The organism is Pseudomonas sp. NPDC089428 (genome assembly GCF_044749325.1).
In the GTDB taxonomy this organism is placed as follows: Bacteria; Pseudomonadota; Gammaproteobacteria; order Pseudomonadales; family Pseudomonadaceae; genus Aquipseudomonas.
On record NZ_JBIVHT010000003.1, the window covers coordinates 288,088 to 301,556 of the forward strand.

Consider the following 13,469-nt stretch of genomic DNA (forward strand, 5'->3'; position numbering starts at 1 on the left):
GGGAGCCGCGCTTGCCGGCGATGGGGCGCAAAGCGCCCCCGGTGATTACGAAGCCACCACCTCAGCCGGCGAGACAATGCTGGTCTTGGCCCCGCGCGAACGCCCCGAGCTCAGGTAGGCCGCAATCGACTCCTGGGTAACCTCCCCCAGGAACACCTGCTCGGCATCCAGCACCGGCAACCACGCCCGGTTGAACTCGTACATCCGCGACAGCAGGATGCGCAGGTGCTCGTCATGCGAGGCCGTGGCATTGAACGGCCGCAGGAAGTCGCCACAGGTGCCCTGCTGGCGGTGCATGTCGCGTCGGCGCACATAGCCTAGGGCCTTGTTCTGCCCGTCGGTCACTACCACATAGCGGCGGTCGTGCTCGTCGAGCAGCTCCAGCGCATCGCTGACCGGCGTCTGCGGGCTTACCGACGGCGCGTTGTCCGCGGCATCCTCGGCGCGCACCAGCAGCAGGCGCTTCAGTGTGCTGTCCTGACCGACGAAGTTGCTTACGAAGTCATCCGCCGGGTGCGCCAGCAGGGTGTCCGGGTGGTCCAGCTGGAGCAGCTTGCCGGCGCGGAAGATGGCGATCTTGTCGCCCAGCTTGATCGCCTCGTCGATGTCGTGGCTGACCATGATCACGGTCTTGTTCAGCGCCCGTTGCATCTCGAAGAACTCGTTCTGGATCATCTCGCGGTTGATCGGGTCGACTGCACCGAATGGCTCATCCATCAACAGTACCGGTGCTTCCGCCGCCAGCGCGCGGATCACCCCGATGCGCTGTTGCTGGCCACCGGAAAGCTCGCGTGGATAGCGCTGCAGGTACTGCTTGGGTTCGAGCTTGATCATGTGCATCAGCTCGCGGGCGCGTTCGTGGCACTTCTGCTTGTCCCAGCCGAGCAGGCGCGGGACCACGGTGATGTTCTCCTCGATGGTCATGTTGGGGAACAGGCCGATCTGCTGGATCACGTAGCCGATGTGCCGGCGCAGGGTCACTTCGTCCAGCGCGCTGGTGTCATCGCCATTGATGAACACCTGGCCGGAGGTCGGTGTGATCAGGCGGTTGATCATCTTCAGCGTGGTGCTCTTGCCGCAGCCCGAGGGGCCGAGGAACACGCAGATTTCGCCTTCGTTGACAGTGAGGCTGACGGCGTCGACGGCTTTGACGTCCTTGCCGTTGACGTTGAAGGTCTTGCTGAGGTTCTTGAGTTCGATCATGAGCGCAGTCCTTCTGGAGTCAGGGCACGTTGCAGGGTTTGCAGGAGCAGGTCGGCGATGATCGCCAGCAGGCTGACCAGTACGGCGCCTACCAGCAGCATCGACATGTCGCTGCGGCTGATGGAGGTGAGGATGAGCACGCCCAGGCCGCCAGCGCCAATGGTGGCGGCGATGGTCATGACGCCGATGTTCATCACCACGGCGGTGCGCACGCCGGCGAGGATCACCGGCACCGCAATGGGCAGCTCGACCATGCGCAGGCGCTGGCCGAAGGTCATGCCGATGCCGCGTGCTGCTTCACGGATGCCCGGCTCGACGTTGGTCAGGGCCAGGTAGGTGTTGCGCAGGATCGGCAGCAGTGAGTAGAGGAACACCGCCGTGATCGCCGGCAGCGGCCCGAGGCCCTGGCCGAACTTGGAGTAGAACGGCAGCAGCAGGCCGAACAGGGCGATCGAGGGGATGGTCAGCAACACCGTGGCGCTGGCCTGCAATGGGCCGGCGACGGCCGGGAAGCGGGTCATCAGGATGCCCAGCGGCACGCCGACGATGATCGCCATGCCCACGGCGACGCCGACCAGCATGATGTGCTGCCAGGTCAGCTGCAGCACCTGGGCCCAGTCGAGGTGGGCGAATGTGTCGAGCAGGTTCATGGTTGTACCTCGCCAGGCATTGGGTGCTCACGCAGGAAGGCGGCGGCCACCGTGGTCGGGTTCTGGTGTTCGACGTCGACCTTGGCATTGAGCTGGCGCATGGTTTCGTCATCCAGCTGCTCGGCCAGTGGCTTGAGCAGGCCGGCCAGTTTCGGGTTGGCGTCGAGCACCTGTTTGCGCACCACCGGGGCGGCGGTGTAGTCGGGGAAGTAGTGCTTGTCGTCTTCCAGCAGCTTGAGGTTAAACGCGCTCAGGCGGCCGTCGGTGGTGTACACCAGGCCGGCGAACACCTGGTTGTTGTGCATGGCGGTGTAGACCAGGCCGGCATCCATCTGGCGGATGTTGGCGCGGCCCACTTGCAGGTCGTACATCTGCTTCAGGCCGACCAGGCCGTCCGGGCGGTTGGCGAACTCGGTGTCCAGCGCCACCAGGTGGTTGCGGCGGCTTTCATCACGCAGCACCTGGTTGAGGTCGCTGATCGAGTTGATCTGCGGATAAGCCTCGGCGACCTGCTTGGGCAGGCCCAGTGCGTAGGTGTTGCTGAACTTCGACGGAGTCAGCCAGATCAGGCCCTTCTTCGCATCCAGTGCCTTGACCTTGGCGTAGGTGGCCTCGGCACTGGGCATGCGCTCGTCGATATGGTTGTACGACACCAGTGACACGCCGGTGTATTCCCACATCAGGTCGAGCTGCCCGGTTTCCTGGGCCTGGCGCGCGATGCTGCTGCCAAGGCCGCTGGTGACGCGCACGTCGAAGCCGTTGGCACGCAGGTATTGCGCGGTGATTTCGGCGAGCACGGTCTGTTCGGTGAACACCCGCGCGCCGATGCGGATAAGCGGTTTTTCCGCTGCCTGGGCAAATCCTGCGAACAGCAGGGCCGCGCCCAGCAGCAAGGCGATTCTCTTGTTCATACGTTCCCTCTTGTTATCCAGCCAGGCCACGTTCCAGCCAGCGCTTGCTGGAGAAACTCACCACCGCGTCGAGCACCAGCGCGAGCAATGCGGTGCAGGCGGCACCCAGCAGCAGTTGTGGCTGGTTGTTCAGGGCGATGCCGGGGAAGATCAGGCTGCCCAGGCTGTTGGCGCCGATCAGGAAGGCCAGTGGCGCGGTGCCAACGTTCAGCGCCAGGGCCACGCGCACACCGCCGACGATGATCGGCACGGCGTTGGGCAACTCCACCTGCCAGAGTTGCTGGCGCGGGGTCATGCCGATGCCGGTGGCGGCTTCCTTGAGCGAGGCGGGGACGTTTTTCAGACCCTCGTAGGTGTTGCGCACGATGGGCAGGAGCGAGGCGAGGAACAGCGCGAAGATCGCAGGCCCGGCGCCGATGCCGAGGATACTCAGGGCGATGGCCAGAACGGCCAGGGGGGGAATGGTGTTGCCAACGTTGAAGAACTGCATGAAGCGCTCGGCTTTGTCGACCCGTTGCGGTCGACTCAAGGCAATGCCGGCAGGGATGCCCACGGCCAGCGCCGCCGCCATCGAAGCCAGCACCAGTACCAGGTGCGCTTGCAGGTAGAACCCAAGATCGTCGCGATAACGCGCAATCGTGTCGATGCCGATCCAGTGGATCAGCAGGGCCAGGATGACGAGCACGGTGGCGCATCCCAACAGCCCTTTTCCGTAGCGTTTAGCCACAGGCGGACTCCTTGTATTGTCGGCGAGCACACTTCTTGGTAGCCGGCCAGTCCTGGCGGCAGGTGGTGTGTTCGCGAGTAGCAGCGTGAAGCAACCGAAGGCTGCGATCAGGCCATGAGCCGAACCCCGTCGGGCCCGAAAATGCTGATGAAACCAGTCCCCAACCGAAGCGGGTTGCAGGGGAGTGGACGTCTCCGTGGGTGGAAAGGTTCCCATCTGAAGCGGCATTTGGCCAGCGTTAATCACTGGGACGGTGGATTTTTCACACGAAAAATAAGCGCAAATCCTACTTCAAGGCGTTGAATTACCTGCTATCGATCAACCTTCACCTATCGACAGAATTCTCTTCCTGAATTTCTCAATAATCACTTGAGAGAATATTCCTTGGGAGGTATTTTTCTGGTGTGGACGATCAGATTCTGTGACGAGTTCACAAGCGACTTCGATGATATGGATGAAAGCACTCAGGAGCGGATGCTGGGGCATCTGCGATTACTGCAAGCTTCAGGGCCGGCGCTTGGGCGTCCTCATGTCGATACGCTTAACGGTTCTCGATATCCGAACATGAAAGAACTGAGGTTCACTGAGCGCAATTCGGTATGGCGGGTTGCATTTGCCTTCGATCCGGATCGCCATGCCATCATTCTGGTGGCCGGTGATAAGGCCGGGATGAGGGAGGAAAGGTTCTATCAGGGGTTGATCAGGCGAGCAGATGCTCGTTTCGATAACCACCTGTCGAAAGGAGGAGAGAAAGATGTCCAAGACACTTGATGAGGTCATAAACGGATTGTCCCCAGAGCGCAGGGAGCGCGTGGAGCACCTGGGTCGTGAGCTGATCCGCGAAGAAATGACACTCCAGGCATTGCGTAAGCAACTCGAATTCACTCAAGAAGGCCTGGCTGAGCGACTGGATATTCGTCAGGGCAACATTTCAAAAGTGGAAAAGCGCAGTGACATGCTGATTTCGACACTTCGCAGCTATGTAGAAGCACTGGGCGGCACTCTGGAACTCGTTGCGCATATGCCCGGTCGTCCACCTGTCACGCTTGAGGGGTTTTGTGAGGAACAGGCAAAACGCGCGTGACGGCGATGATTGACCAGCGGACGGGGATCAAATTTTGGTCCCCGCCCAACTTCAGGTATGATATCGCCCCTTTTAAATCCCCCAGTCAGGCGATTTCCCATGACCAACCAGGCCGCCGAAGTCGCGAAGCGCCGCACTTTCGCAATCATTTCCCACCCCGACGCCGGTAAGACCACCATCACCGAGAAGCTCCTGCTGATGGGCAAGGCCATTGCCGTCGCGGGTACCGTGAAGTCGCGCAAGTCCGACCGCCACGCCACCTCCGACTGGATGGAAATGGAGAAGCAGCGCGGCATCTCCATCACCACCTCGGTGATGCAGTTCCCGTACCGCGAGCACATGATCAACCTGCTCGACACCCCCGGCCACGAAGACTTCTCGGAAGACACCTACCGCACCCTGACCGCGGTGGACTCGGCGCTGATGGTGCTCGACGGCGGTAAAGGTGTAGAGCCACGGACCATCGCCCTGATGGACGTGTGCCGCCTGCGCGACACGCCGATCGTCAGCTTCATCAACAAACTCGACCGTGACATCCGTGACCCGATCGAACTGCTCGACGAGATCGAAGCCGTTCTGAAGATCAAGGCCGCGCCGATCACCTGGCCGATCGGTTGCTACCGCGACTTCAAGGGCGTGTACCACCTGACCGGCGACTACATCGTGGTCTACACCCCAGGCCACGGCCACGAGCGCACCGAAGCCAAGATCATCCAGAAGCTGGACTCGGACGAAGCCCGTGCTCACCTGGGTGACCAGTACGATTCGTTCGTCGAGCAACTGGAGCTGGTGCAGGGCGCCTGCCACGAGTTCAACCAGGAAGAGTTCATCAACGGTCAGCTGACCCCGGTGTTCTTCGGTACCGCACTGGGCAACTTTGGTGTCGACCACGTGCTCGACGCCGTCGTCGACTGGGCGCCGCGCCCGCTGGGCCGCGTGGCTCACGAGCGGACCGTCGAGCCTGTGGAAGAGAAGTTCACCGGCTTCGTGTTCAAGATCCAGGCGAACATGGACCCGAAACACCGCGACCGCATCGCCTTCATGCGTATCTGCTCGGGCAAGTACGAGAAGGGCATGAAGATGCGCCATGTGCGTATCAACAAGGACCTGCGTGTCGGCGACGCGCTGACCTTCTTCTCCTCGGAGCGTGAGCAGCTGGAAGAGGCCTATGCCGGCGACATCATCGGCCTGCACAACCACGGCACCATCCAGATCGGCGACACTTTCACCGAAGGCGAGGCGCTGGGCTTCACCGGTATCCCGCACTTCGCCCCTGAGCTGTTCCGCCGCGTGCGCCTGAAAGACCCGCTGAAATCCAAGCAGCTGCGTCAGGGCCTGCAGCAGTTGGCCGAAGAGGGCGCGACCCAGGTGTTCTTCCCCGAGCGCAGCAACGACATCATCCTCGGTGCGGTCGGTGTGCTGCAGTTCGACGTGGTCGCGAGCCGCCTGAAGGAAGAGTACAAGGTCGAGTGCGCCTATGAGCCGATCACCGTGTGGTCGGCCCGCTGGATCGGTTGCGACGACAAGAAGAAGCTCGAGGAATTCCAGAACAAGGCCATGGAAAACCTGGCCATCGACGGTGGCGGCCACCTGACCTACCTGGCACCGACCCGGGTCAACCTGGCGCTGATGGAAGAACGCTGGCCGGACATCAAGTTCCGCGCCACCCGCGAGCATCATTAAAGAATGAAATGGGGCCGCTTTTGCGGCCCTTCGCGGCGGTTCGGCGCCCCGACATGCCCGCTCCCACAGGGCTGCACAACTTCAGACCTGGCGCTAAATCTGTGGGAGCGGGCATGTCGGGGCGCCGAACCGCCGCGAAGGGCTGCAAAGCAGCCCCAATTCAATTACCTGCCTTGATACTGGTCCAGATCCGGGTTCTGATGCGGTCGATCTTGGCCGGCATCGCCTCCAGCGCATACAGCTTGCCCATCACGTCCTCGCTCGGGTAAATCATCGTATTACCCTTCATCGCCGGCTCCACCAGCCCGTCCGCCTTGAGGTTGCCGTTGGCGTACTGCACGTGGTTGCTGATGTTGGCCATCACCTCCGGCTGCAGCAGGTAGTTCATGTAGGCATACCCGGCCTTCTCATCCGGCGCATCGGCCGGCATGGCGACCATGTCGAACCACATCGGCGCACCTTCCTTGGGGATCGAATACCCCACCTTCACCCCGTTCTTCGCCTCTTCGGCGCGGTTCTTCGCCTGCAGCACATCCCCCGAGAAGCCCACCACCACGCAGATGTCGCCATTGGCCAGGTCGCCGGTGTACTTCGAGGAGTGGAAGTAGCTGATGTACGGCCGCACCTGCATCAGCAACGCCTTGGCCTTGTCGTAGTCGGCCGGGTTCTGGCTGTGGTGCGGCATGCCCAGGTAGTGCAGGGCGATTGGCAGCAGTTCGGGGCCGTTGTCCAGTACCGCGACGCCGCAGCTTTTCAACTTGCTCATGTACTCGGGCTTGAAGATCAGGTCCCAGGAGTCCACCGGGGCATTGTCGCCGAGCACTGCCTTGACCTTGTCGATGTTGTAGCCGATGCCGGTGCTGCCCCACAGGTATGGAAAGCCGTATTGGTTGCCCGGGTCATTGACCTCCAGTGCCTTGAGCAGCACCGGGTTGAGGTTGTGCCAGTTGGGCAGCTGCGACTTGTCCAGCGGCTTCAGGGCCTTGCCCTGGATCTGCCGGGCCATGAAGTGGTTGGACGGGAACACCACGTCGTAGCCGGAGTTGCCGGTCATCAGCTTGCCGTCGAGGGTTTCGTTGCTGTCGTACACGTCGTAGGTCGGTACGATGCCGCTGGCCTGCTGGAAGTTCTTCAGGGTGTCGGGCGCGACGTAGCTGGACCAGTTGTAGATCTTCACCGTTTCGGCGGCGCTGGCGAAGCTTGCGGCCAGCATCAGGGGAGCGAGAAGGAGCGTGCGCATATCGGGTTTACCTTGCTTTGTCTGTTGTTATCGAAGGCAGGCGATCAGCGGATCAGAAAATCAGCACGTAGGTCTTGCGCACGGTCTCCTGGATATCCCAGGTGCCGGTGCTGTTGGCCGGTAGCATCAGGGCATCTCCGGCTTCTATGAGCAGGGGCTCGCCACCGTCGGGGGTGAAGGTGCAGCGGCCCTTGATGAAATGGCAGAACTCCTGCTGCACGATCTGCCGCCGCCAGCGCCCGGGAGTGCACTCCCAGATGCCGGTTTCGACGCCGTCGCTGCGCTCCACGCAGGTGACCGACGTCACTGCCACGGGTTCGCCAAGTGGCACCGCGACCGGGTTGGAGCTATCGAGCACGGCGCTGTCGGTGTGTTTGAACTGGGTGATGCTCATGACCGGTGGATCCTGTGTCGGGGAAAGGGAAGTCAGTGCATGAAGCCTTCCATGAAGTCCGCAAGGGAGCTGGCCAGGCGCCGCCTCCAAGGCGCGCTGGCGGGGTTGGCGAGGGTCCGGTCCTCGTGGACGAAGCTCTGGATGATCGCGTTGTAGCCGAGCCAGCGGCAGGGCTCGGGTGGCCAGCTGGCCAAGCTGGAAACCGGACGGTTGTCGAGTACCCAAGGTTGTGCGGTCAGCAGGTTGTGCTGGTTGAGGATCAGCGCCGCCAGCGTGCGCCCGCCGAGGTTGGTGGCGCCGACACCTTCGCCGCCGTAGCCGCCGGCCAGGGCGATGCCGCGCTGGCGGTCGCAGAGCATATGCGGGCGGAAGCGCCGTGCCATGCCCAGGTTGCCGCCCCAGGTATGCGTGATGCGCACGTGCTTGAGCTGCGGGAACAGTTCGCTGAACAGGTAGCGACGCAGTTCGATTTCGTGCTCGTCGAGGTTGAAGTTCTCGCGCAGGCGGCCGCCGAAGCGGTAGCCGCCGCGGGCACCGAACACCAGGCGGTTGTCGGCGGTGCGCTGGCCGTAGGTGACCTGGCGGCTGCTTTCGCTGAAGGCTTGGCCTTGGGAGAGGCCGATCTGCTCCCAGGTCGACTCGGGCAGTGGCTCGGTCGCCACCAGCAGGCTCTGCACCGGTAGCTGGTGCTTGCCCAACGGCGGCAGGCTGGCGGCGTACCCTTCAACGGCGGGTACCATCCATTGGCAGCGGATGCGCGCCAGGGGCGAGCGCACTTCACCGGGTTGCCAGTCGATGGCCGGGGTGTTCTCGTAGATCGTTACCCCCAGCGCCTCCACCGCTCGCGCCAGGCCGCGGGCCAGCTTGGCCGGGTGGATGGTCGCGGTATGCGGGCTGTAGATGGCGCCGTAGGCATTGCTGACCCGCAGTTGCGCGTCCAGTTGCTCGGGGCGCAGCCAGCGGTAGTCGTCCTCGGTCATGCCCTGGCGGTACAGCTCGTCCAGGTAAGCTCGCAGGCTGCGTTCCTGCTCCGGGTAACGCGCGGCGCAATACAGCACGCCGCCTTTGCGGTAGTCGCAGTCGATGCCCTCGCGTTGCAGTACGCTGTGCACTTCATCGGGAATGCCATGCAGCAGGTCGATGCTGGTGCGGCGCTGCTGCGGCGACAGGGTGGCGAGCAGGCGGTCTTCGCCGAGTAGGTTGCCCATCAACCAGCCGCCGTTGCGCCCCGAGGCGCCGAAGCCGGCGATGTTGGCCTCGATCACCGCGATGTTCAGTTGCGGCGCCTGGCGCTTGAGGTAGTAGGCGGTCCACAGCCCGGTGTAGCCGGCGCCGATGATGCACACATCGACCTCGAGGTCTTGGCGCAGGGCCGGGCGCGCGCACAGCGGCTCGTCGAGCTGGTCCATCCACAGGCTGAGCGTGCGCAGGGGTTGCATCGGGTTTTGCTCCACATCCGTCAAGGTCTGTGGGCGATGCTAGTGGTGTCTGCCAGTGCCTGTCTTACGTGCGTGCACGCAGGGAAATTTGCTTCAGATAGGCCTTGGGGGTGAGGCCGGTGTGCTCGCGGAAGCACTTGTAGAACGCCGAGAGCGAGTTGAAGCCGGCGCTGAACGCCAGCTCGTCGATCGTCGCTTCGACGCTGTCATCGTCAAGGCTGGCCATCAGGTGTTGCAGGCGCGCCTGGTTGACGTAGCGGTAGAAGCTTTGCCCGAGCACCTGGTTGAGCAGATAGGAGATCTGGTTGCGGCTGTAGCCGCTGGCGTCGGCCACCTGCTGCAGGTCCAGTTCCGGATCGAGGTAGGGGCGCTGGCGCTGGAAGTAGTGCTCCAGGTCCTGGGCCATGGTCGACAGCTGCCTTGGCGACAGGCCCAGGCGGCTGGTGGCCGGGCGTGGGCCGCTGCTGGCCAGGCCGTTACCATTCTGGCGAACCAGAGTGGCGTATTCGTTGACCCGCCAGATCAGCCCGTCCTTGACGGTGATCGCTTCGCTGGACTGGAACGCCACCAGCCCGTCGCCACCTTGCACCGTGACCTGGTACTGGATGAAGGCGGTGCAACCGTCGACGCGGATACGGTCGCTATGGACGATGTCCTCGCCGGCTTCATGGGGCAGGCAGGCGCGCACGTAGTCGCGCAGCTCGAGGTAGCCGAGCACGCGGTTCTGGAAGAAGTCGTGGTACTGGATGTCGGGGTGGTAGAGCGCGATTACGCCGTCGAGGTCACGGTGCTTCCAGCACAGGTGGTAGCGCAGCACGGTGTCGGCGGTCAGCGGGGTCTGCTCGGGGCCGTCGGGGAGGGTGATGGCGGTCATGGGCCTGATAGTGCATTGCAGAACACCCAGGTGCAAGGGGGCGGATCCTGCATATTGCACGGTTCGGGCAAGCGGCTTTAGCGGTAAGGCGTTGATTCTTATGAGCGTAATTTTTTGATACAGCTGGCATGGGGAGTGCACCTTTCCTGTTACCACCGAACAAGGAGAAAGGCCATGCGCTCGATACTGCTGTGGATGATTGGAGTGCCGATTCCGGTGATCATCCTGATCTGGTTCTTTATGCATTGAGATTTTTTGCGCCGCTGTGCGGCCCTTCGCGCCGGTTCGACGCCTCGATAAACCCGCTCCCACAGGGACCGCACAGATTTCGAATGCTGTGAAACACCTGTGGGAGCGGGTTTACCCGCGAAGAAGCTCATACCGAACTAGAGGAACTGCTCCGCATAGTGGCAGGCCACCTGCCGCGTACTCACTTGCCGCAGCGCCGGCACTTCCTTGGCACACCGCTCTGTCGCATACGGGCAACGCTTGTGGAACGCACAGCCATCTGGTGGATTCAGCGGGTTGGGCAGCTCCCCGGCAATGCGGATCTTCGGCTTCAGCGGATCTGGGTGGATCGCCGGCGTCGCCGACAGCAGCGCCTGTGTATAGGGATGCAGCGGCTTCTCGTAGATATCCGCCTTAGGCCCCATCTCCGCCGGCCGCCCCAGGTACATGACCAGCACCTGATCGGCCACATGCCGCACCACCGCCAGGTTGTGCGAGATGAACACGTAGGCGGTGTTGAACTCTTTCTGCAAATCCATGAACAGGTTCAGCACCTGGGCCTGGATCGACACGTCCAGTGCCGAGGTTGGCTCGTCCGCCACCAGCACCTTGGGCTGCAGCATCATCGCCCGGGCCAGTGCGATGCGCTGGCGCTGGCCGCCGGAGAACATGTGCGGGTAGCGCTGGTAATGCTCGGGGCGCAAGCCGACCTGCTCCATCATCTTCTGCACTTTCTCGCGCCGCTCGGCCTTGCTCAGCGAGGTGTTGATCAGCAGCGGCTCCGCCAGCTGATCACCGATCTTCTGCCGTGGGTTGAGCGAGGCGTAGGGGCTTTGGAACACCATCTGCACGTCGCGGCGCAGTTGCTTGCGCTCGGCCTTGCTGGCGCCCTTGACCTCGGTGCCGGCGATCTGCAGCGAGCCGGAAGACGGTTCTTCGATCAGCGTCAAGGCACGGGCCAGGGTCGACTTGCCACAGCCGGACTCACCGACCACGGCCAGGGTCTTGCCGGCCTCCAGTTCGAACGACACACCATTGAGCGCGCGCACCAGGGCGTGGCCCTTGAACAGCCCGCGGGAGACTTCGTAATGCCGGGTCAGCTCCCGGGCAGTGAGAACGACGGCCATCACGCCACCTCCTGGTTCAGCGGGTAGAAACAACGCACCAGGCTGTGTGCCTGTGGGTCGAGGGGCGGGCGCTGGTGCCGGCAGTTGTCCTGCACGTACGGGCAGCGCGGTGACAGCAGGCAGCCAGCCGGGCGGTCATAGCGGCCGGGGACGATGCCGGGCAGGGTAGCCAGGCGCTCGGCGCCGACGCTGTGCTCAGGGATCGCCGCCAGCAGCGCTTCGCTGTAAGGGTGGGCAGGCACGTCGAACAGCTCCGGCACCTGGCCGACTTCCACGGCCTGGCCGGCGTACATCACGCACACGCGCCTGGCGGTTTCGGCGACCACGGCCAGGTCGTGGGTGATCAGGATCAGCGCCATGTTGCGCTCTTTCTGCAAGTTGACCAGCAGCTCCATGATCTGCGCCTGGATGGTCACGTCCAGCGCGGTGGTCGGTTCGTCGGCGATCAGCAGCTTGGGTTCGCCGGCGATGGCCATGGCGATCGCCACGCGCTGGCTCATGCCGCCGGACAGCTGGTGCGGGTAGGCATCCAGGCGGCTTTCCGCAGCCGGGATCTCGACTTTCTTCAGCAGCTCCAGGGCACGCTGGCGCGCGGCCTTGCCTTTCAGGCCCAGGTGTTGGCGCAGCACTTCTTCGATCTGGTAGCCCACGGTGTAGCTTGGGTTGAGTGCGGTCATCGGGTCCTGGAAGACCATGGCGATGTCCTTGCCCACCACCTTGCGCCGCAGGCGGGGGCTGAGCTTGAGCATGTCGGTGCCGTCGAAGGTGAGCGCATCGGCAGTGATGCGCCCCGGGGCGTCGATCAGGCCCATCAGGGCCATCATGGTGACGGACTTGCCTGAGCCGGACTCGCCGACGATGGCCAGGATCTCGCCAGCCTCCACCGTCAGGTCCAGGCCGTCGACCACAGGGACTGCATTGGCGTCGCCGAAGCGCACATTCAGGTTGTTGATCTGCAACAGTGACATGGCGTTCTCCTCAGGCGGCGTTCTTGAGTTTCGGGTCCAGCGCATCGCGCAGGCCGTCGCCCATCAGGTTGATTGCCAGCACACTGAGCAGAATGGTCAGGCCGGGCAGGCTCACCACCCACCAGGCGCGCTCGATGTAGTCACGGGCCGAGGCCAGCATGGTCCCCCACTCGGGGGTTGGCGGTTGCACACCGAGGCCGAGGAAGCCCAGCGCGGCGGCGTCGAGGATCGCCGAGGAGAAACTCAAGGTTGCCTGCACGATCAGCGGCGCCATGCAGTTGGGCAGCACGGTGACGAACATCAGCCGTGGCAGCCCGGCACCGGCCAGGCGTGCGGCGGTGACGTAGTCGCGGTTCAGTTCGCCCATCACTGCGGCGCGGGTCAGGCGCACGTAGGAGGGCAAGGAAACGATGGCGATGGCGATCACCGTGTTGATCAGGCCTGGGCCGAGGATGGCGACGATGGCCACGGCCAGCAGCAGTGACGGCAGCGCCAGCATCACGTCCATCAGGCGCATGATCGAGGGGCCGAGCACCTGCGGGAAGAAGCCGGCCAGCAGGCCCAGCAGGATCCCTGGGATCAGCGACATCACCACCGACGACAGGCCGATCAGCAGCGACAGCCGCGCGCCCTGGATCAGCCGCGACAGCAGGTCGCGGCCCAGTTCGTCGGTGCCGAGGATGAACTGCCAGTTGCCGCCTTCGAGCCACACTGGCGGGGTCAGCAGGAAGTCGCGGTACTGCTCGCTCGGGTCATGTGGGGCGACCCACGGCGCGAACAGCGCGCAGAACACCACCAGGCACATGAAGGCCAGGCCCATTACCGCGCCCTTGTTGCGCGAGAAGGCGTGCCAGAATTCTTTGTAGGGTGAGGGGTAGAGCAGGCTCTGGTCCACCGGGCTGGCCGGTGTGACGGATTTCGGAATCGGGCTAGTCATGGCG

The 13,469-nt window shown here is 63.4% G+C and carries 14 protein-coding genes; 3 read left to right on the top strand and 11 right to left on the bottom strand.

Going from position 1 to position 13,469, the window contains the following annotated elements:
• Positions 1–45 precede the first annotated feature (45 nt).
• Genes ACIPZ5_RS07660 through ACIPZ5_RS07675 form a run of 4 tightly spaced genes read right to left on the bottom strand, consistent with a single transcriptional unit; the run spans position 46 to position 3,491 of the window.
• Complete coding sequence (locus ACIPZ5_RS07660; protein WP_343595446.1) at positions 46–1,203, bottom strand: ABC transporter ATP-binding protein; 1,158 nt, start codon at positions 1,201–1,203, stop codon at positions 46–48.
• Complete coding sequence (locus tag ACIPZ5_RS07665) at positions 1,200–1,853, bottom strand: ABC transporter permease (protein WP_343595444.1); 654 nt, start codon at positions 1,851–1,853, stop codon at positions 1,200–1,202. The genes ACIPZ5_RS07660 and ACIPZ5_RS07665 overlap by 4 nt, the downstream gene beginning before the upstream one ends.
• On the bottom strand, positions 1,850–2,764 hold the full coding sequence (locus ACIPZ5_RS07670) for a glycine betaine ABC transporter substrate-binding protein (protein ID WP_343595442.1): 915 nt from the start codon (positions 2,762–2,764) through the stop codon (positions 1,850–1,852). The genes ACIPZ5_RS07665 and ACIPZ5_RS07670 overlap by 4 nt, the downstream gene beginning before the upstream one ends.
• Positions 2,765–2,777: 13 nt before the next feature.
• Positions 2,778–3,491, bottom strand: coding sequence for an ABC transporter permease (locus ACIPZ5_RS07675; protein WP_261942768.1), 714 nt, complete (start codon positions 3,489–3,491; stop codon positions 2,778–2,780).
• Between the two features lie 384 nt (positions 3,492–3,875).
• Between ACIPZ5_RS07675 and ACIPZ5_RS07680 the strand changes: the two genes are divergently transcribed.
• The 3 genes from ACIPZ5_RS07680 to ACIPZ5_RS07690 all read left to right on the top strand — a co-directional run bounded on the left by ACIPZ5_RS07680 (position 3,876) and on the right by ACIPZ5_RS07690 (position 6,258).
• A complete protein-coding gene (locus ACIPZ5_RS07680; RefSeq protein WP_400807617.1) occupies positions 3,876–4,262 on the top strand; it encodes a type II toxin-antitoxin system RelE/ParE family toxin in 387 nt (128 codons plus the stop codon).
• A complete protein-coding gene (locus ACIPZ5_RS07685) occupies positions 4,246–4,575 on the top strand; it encodes a helix-turn-helix domain-containing protein (protein WP_343595437.1) in 330 nt (109 codons plus the stop codon). Before ACIPZ5_RS07680 ends, ACIPZ5_RS07685 begins: the two co-directional genes overlap by 17 nt.
• A 99-nt stretch (positions 4,576–4,674) precedes the next feature.
• Complete coding sequence (locus ACIPZ5_RS07690) at positions 4,675–6,258, top strand: peptide chain release factor 3 (protein WP_085673665.1); 1,584 nt, start codon at positions 4,675–4,677, stop codon at positions 6,256–6,258.
• A 160-nt stretch (positions 6,259–6,418) separates the two neighbouring features.
• On the opposite strand, the gene ACIPZ5_RS07695 is transcribed toward ACIPZ5_RS07690, so the two are convergent.
• From ACIPZ5_RS07695 to ACIPZ5_RS07725, 7 genes are all read right to left on the bottom strand, one after another.
• The gene (locus ACIPZ5_RS07695; RefSeq protein WP_400807621.1) at positions 6,419–7,498 is read right to left on the bottom strand and encodes a polyamine ABC transporter substrate-binding protein; all 1,080 of its coding nucleotides are present in this window, start codon (positions 7,496–7,498) and stop codon (positions 6,419–6,421) included.
• Between the two features lie 52 nt (positions 7,499–7,550).
• A complete protein-coding gene (locus tag ACIPZ5_RS07700; protein WP_343595432.1) occupies positions 7,551–7,892 on the bottom strand; it encodes a cupin domain-containing protein in 342 nt (113 codons plus the stop codon).
• A gap of 32 nt (positions 7,893–7,924) precedes the next feature.
• Complete coding sequence (locus tag ACIPZ5_RS07705; RefSeq protein ID WP_343595430.1) at positions 7,925–9,331, bottom strand: FAD-dependent oxidoreductase; 1,407 nt, start codon at positions 9,329–9,331, stop codon at positions 7,925–7,927.
• Positions 9,332–9,395: 64 nt separating this feature from the next.
• Positions 9,396–10,205, bottom strand: a complete 810-nt coding sequence (locus ACIPZ5_RS07710; protein WP_400807624.1) for a helix-turn-helix domain-containing protein — start codon at positions 10,203–10,205, stop codon at positions 9,396–9,398.
• 386 nt (positions 10,206–10,591) lie between these two features.
• Positions 10,592–11,560 (bottom strand): peptide ABC transporter ATP-binding protein, encoded by a 969-nt coding sequence (locus tag ACIPZ5_RS07715; protein ID WP_261942774.1) that lies wholly within the window; start codon positions 11,558–11,560, stop codon positions 10,592–10,594.
• The gene (locus tag ACIPZ5_RS07720; RefSeq protein WP_343595426.1) at positions 11,560–12,528 is read right to left on the bottom strand and encodes an ABC transporter ATP-binding protein; all 969 of its coding nucleotides are present in this window, start codon (positions 12,526–12,528) and stop codon (positions 11,560–11,562) included. The genes ACIPZ5_RS07715 and ACIPZ5_RS07720 overlap by 1 nt, the downstream gene beginning before the upstream one ends.
• Before the next feature lie 10 nt (positions 12,529–12,538).
• Entirely contained in the window at positions 12,539–13,465 is a 927-nt protein-coding gene (locus ACIPZ5_RS07725) for an ABC transporter permease subunit (protein ID WP_261942776.1), read from the bottom strand.
• Positions 13,466–13,469 lie beyond the last annotated feature (4 nt).

Excerpts from the sequence above, each read along its gene's own strand:
- ACIPZ5_RS07695 (WP_400807621.1), bottom strand. The coding sequence starts at position 7,498 with ATGCGCACGCTCCTTCTCGCTCCCCTGATGCTGGCCGCAAGCTTCGCC.
- ACIPZ5_RS07720 (WP_343595426.1), bottom strand. The coding sequence starts at position 12,528 with ATGTCACTGTTGCAGATCAACAACCTGAATGTGCGCTTCGGCGACGCC.
- ACIPZ5_RS07660 (WP_343595446.1), bottom strand. The coding sequence starts at position 1,203 with ATGATCGAACTCAAGAACCTCAGCAAGACCTTCAACGTCAACGGCAAG.
- ACIPZ5_RS07700 (WP_343595432.1), bottom strand. The coding sequence starts at position 7,892 with ATGAGCATCACCCAGTTCAAACACACCGACAGCGCCGTGCTCGATAGC.
- ACIPZ5_RS07690 (WP_085673665.1), top strand. The coding sequence starts at position 4,675 with ATGACCAACCAGGCCGCCGAAGTCGCGAAGCGCCGCACTTTCGCAATC.
- ACIPZ5_RS07710 (WP_400807624.1), bottom strand. The coding sequence starts at position 10,205 with ATGACCGCCATCACCCTCCCCGACGGCCCCGAGCAGACCCCGCTGACC.
- ACIPZ5_RS07705 (WP_343595430.1), bottom strand. The coding sequence starts at position 9,331 with ATGCAACCCCTGCGCACGCTCAGCCTGTGGATGGACCAGCTCGACGAG.
- ACIPZ5_RS07665 (WP_343595444.1), bottom strand. The coding sequence starts at position 1,853 with ATGAACCTGCTCGACACATTCGCCCACCTCGACTGGGCCCAGGTGCTG.
- ACIPZ5_RS07685 (WP_343595437.1), top strand. The coding sequence starts at position 4,246 with ATGTCCAAGACACTTGATGAGGTCATAAACGGATTGTCCCCAGAGCGC.
- ACIPZ5_RS07715 (WP_261942774.1), bottom strand. The coding sequence starts at position 11,560 with ATGGCCGTCGTTCTCACTGCCCGGGAGCTGACCCGGCATTACGAAGTC.
- ACIPZ5_RS07725 (WP_261942776.1), bottom strand. The coding sequence starts at position 13,465 with ATGACTAGCCCGATTCCGAAATCCGTCACACCGGCCAGCCCGGTGGAC.
- ACIPZ5_RS07670 (WP_343595442.1), bottom strand. The coding sequence starts at position 2,764 with ATGAACAAGAGAATCGCCTTGCTGCTGGGCGCGGCCCTGCTGTTCGCA.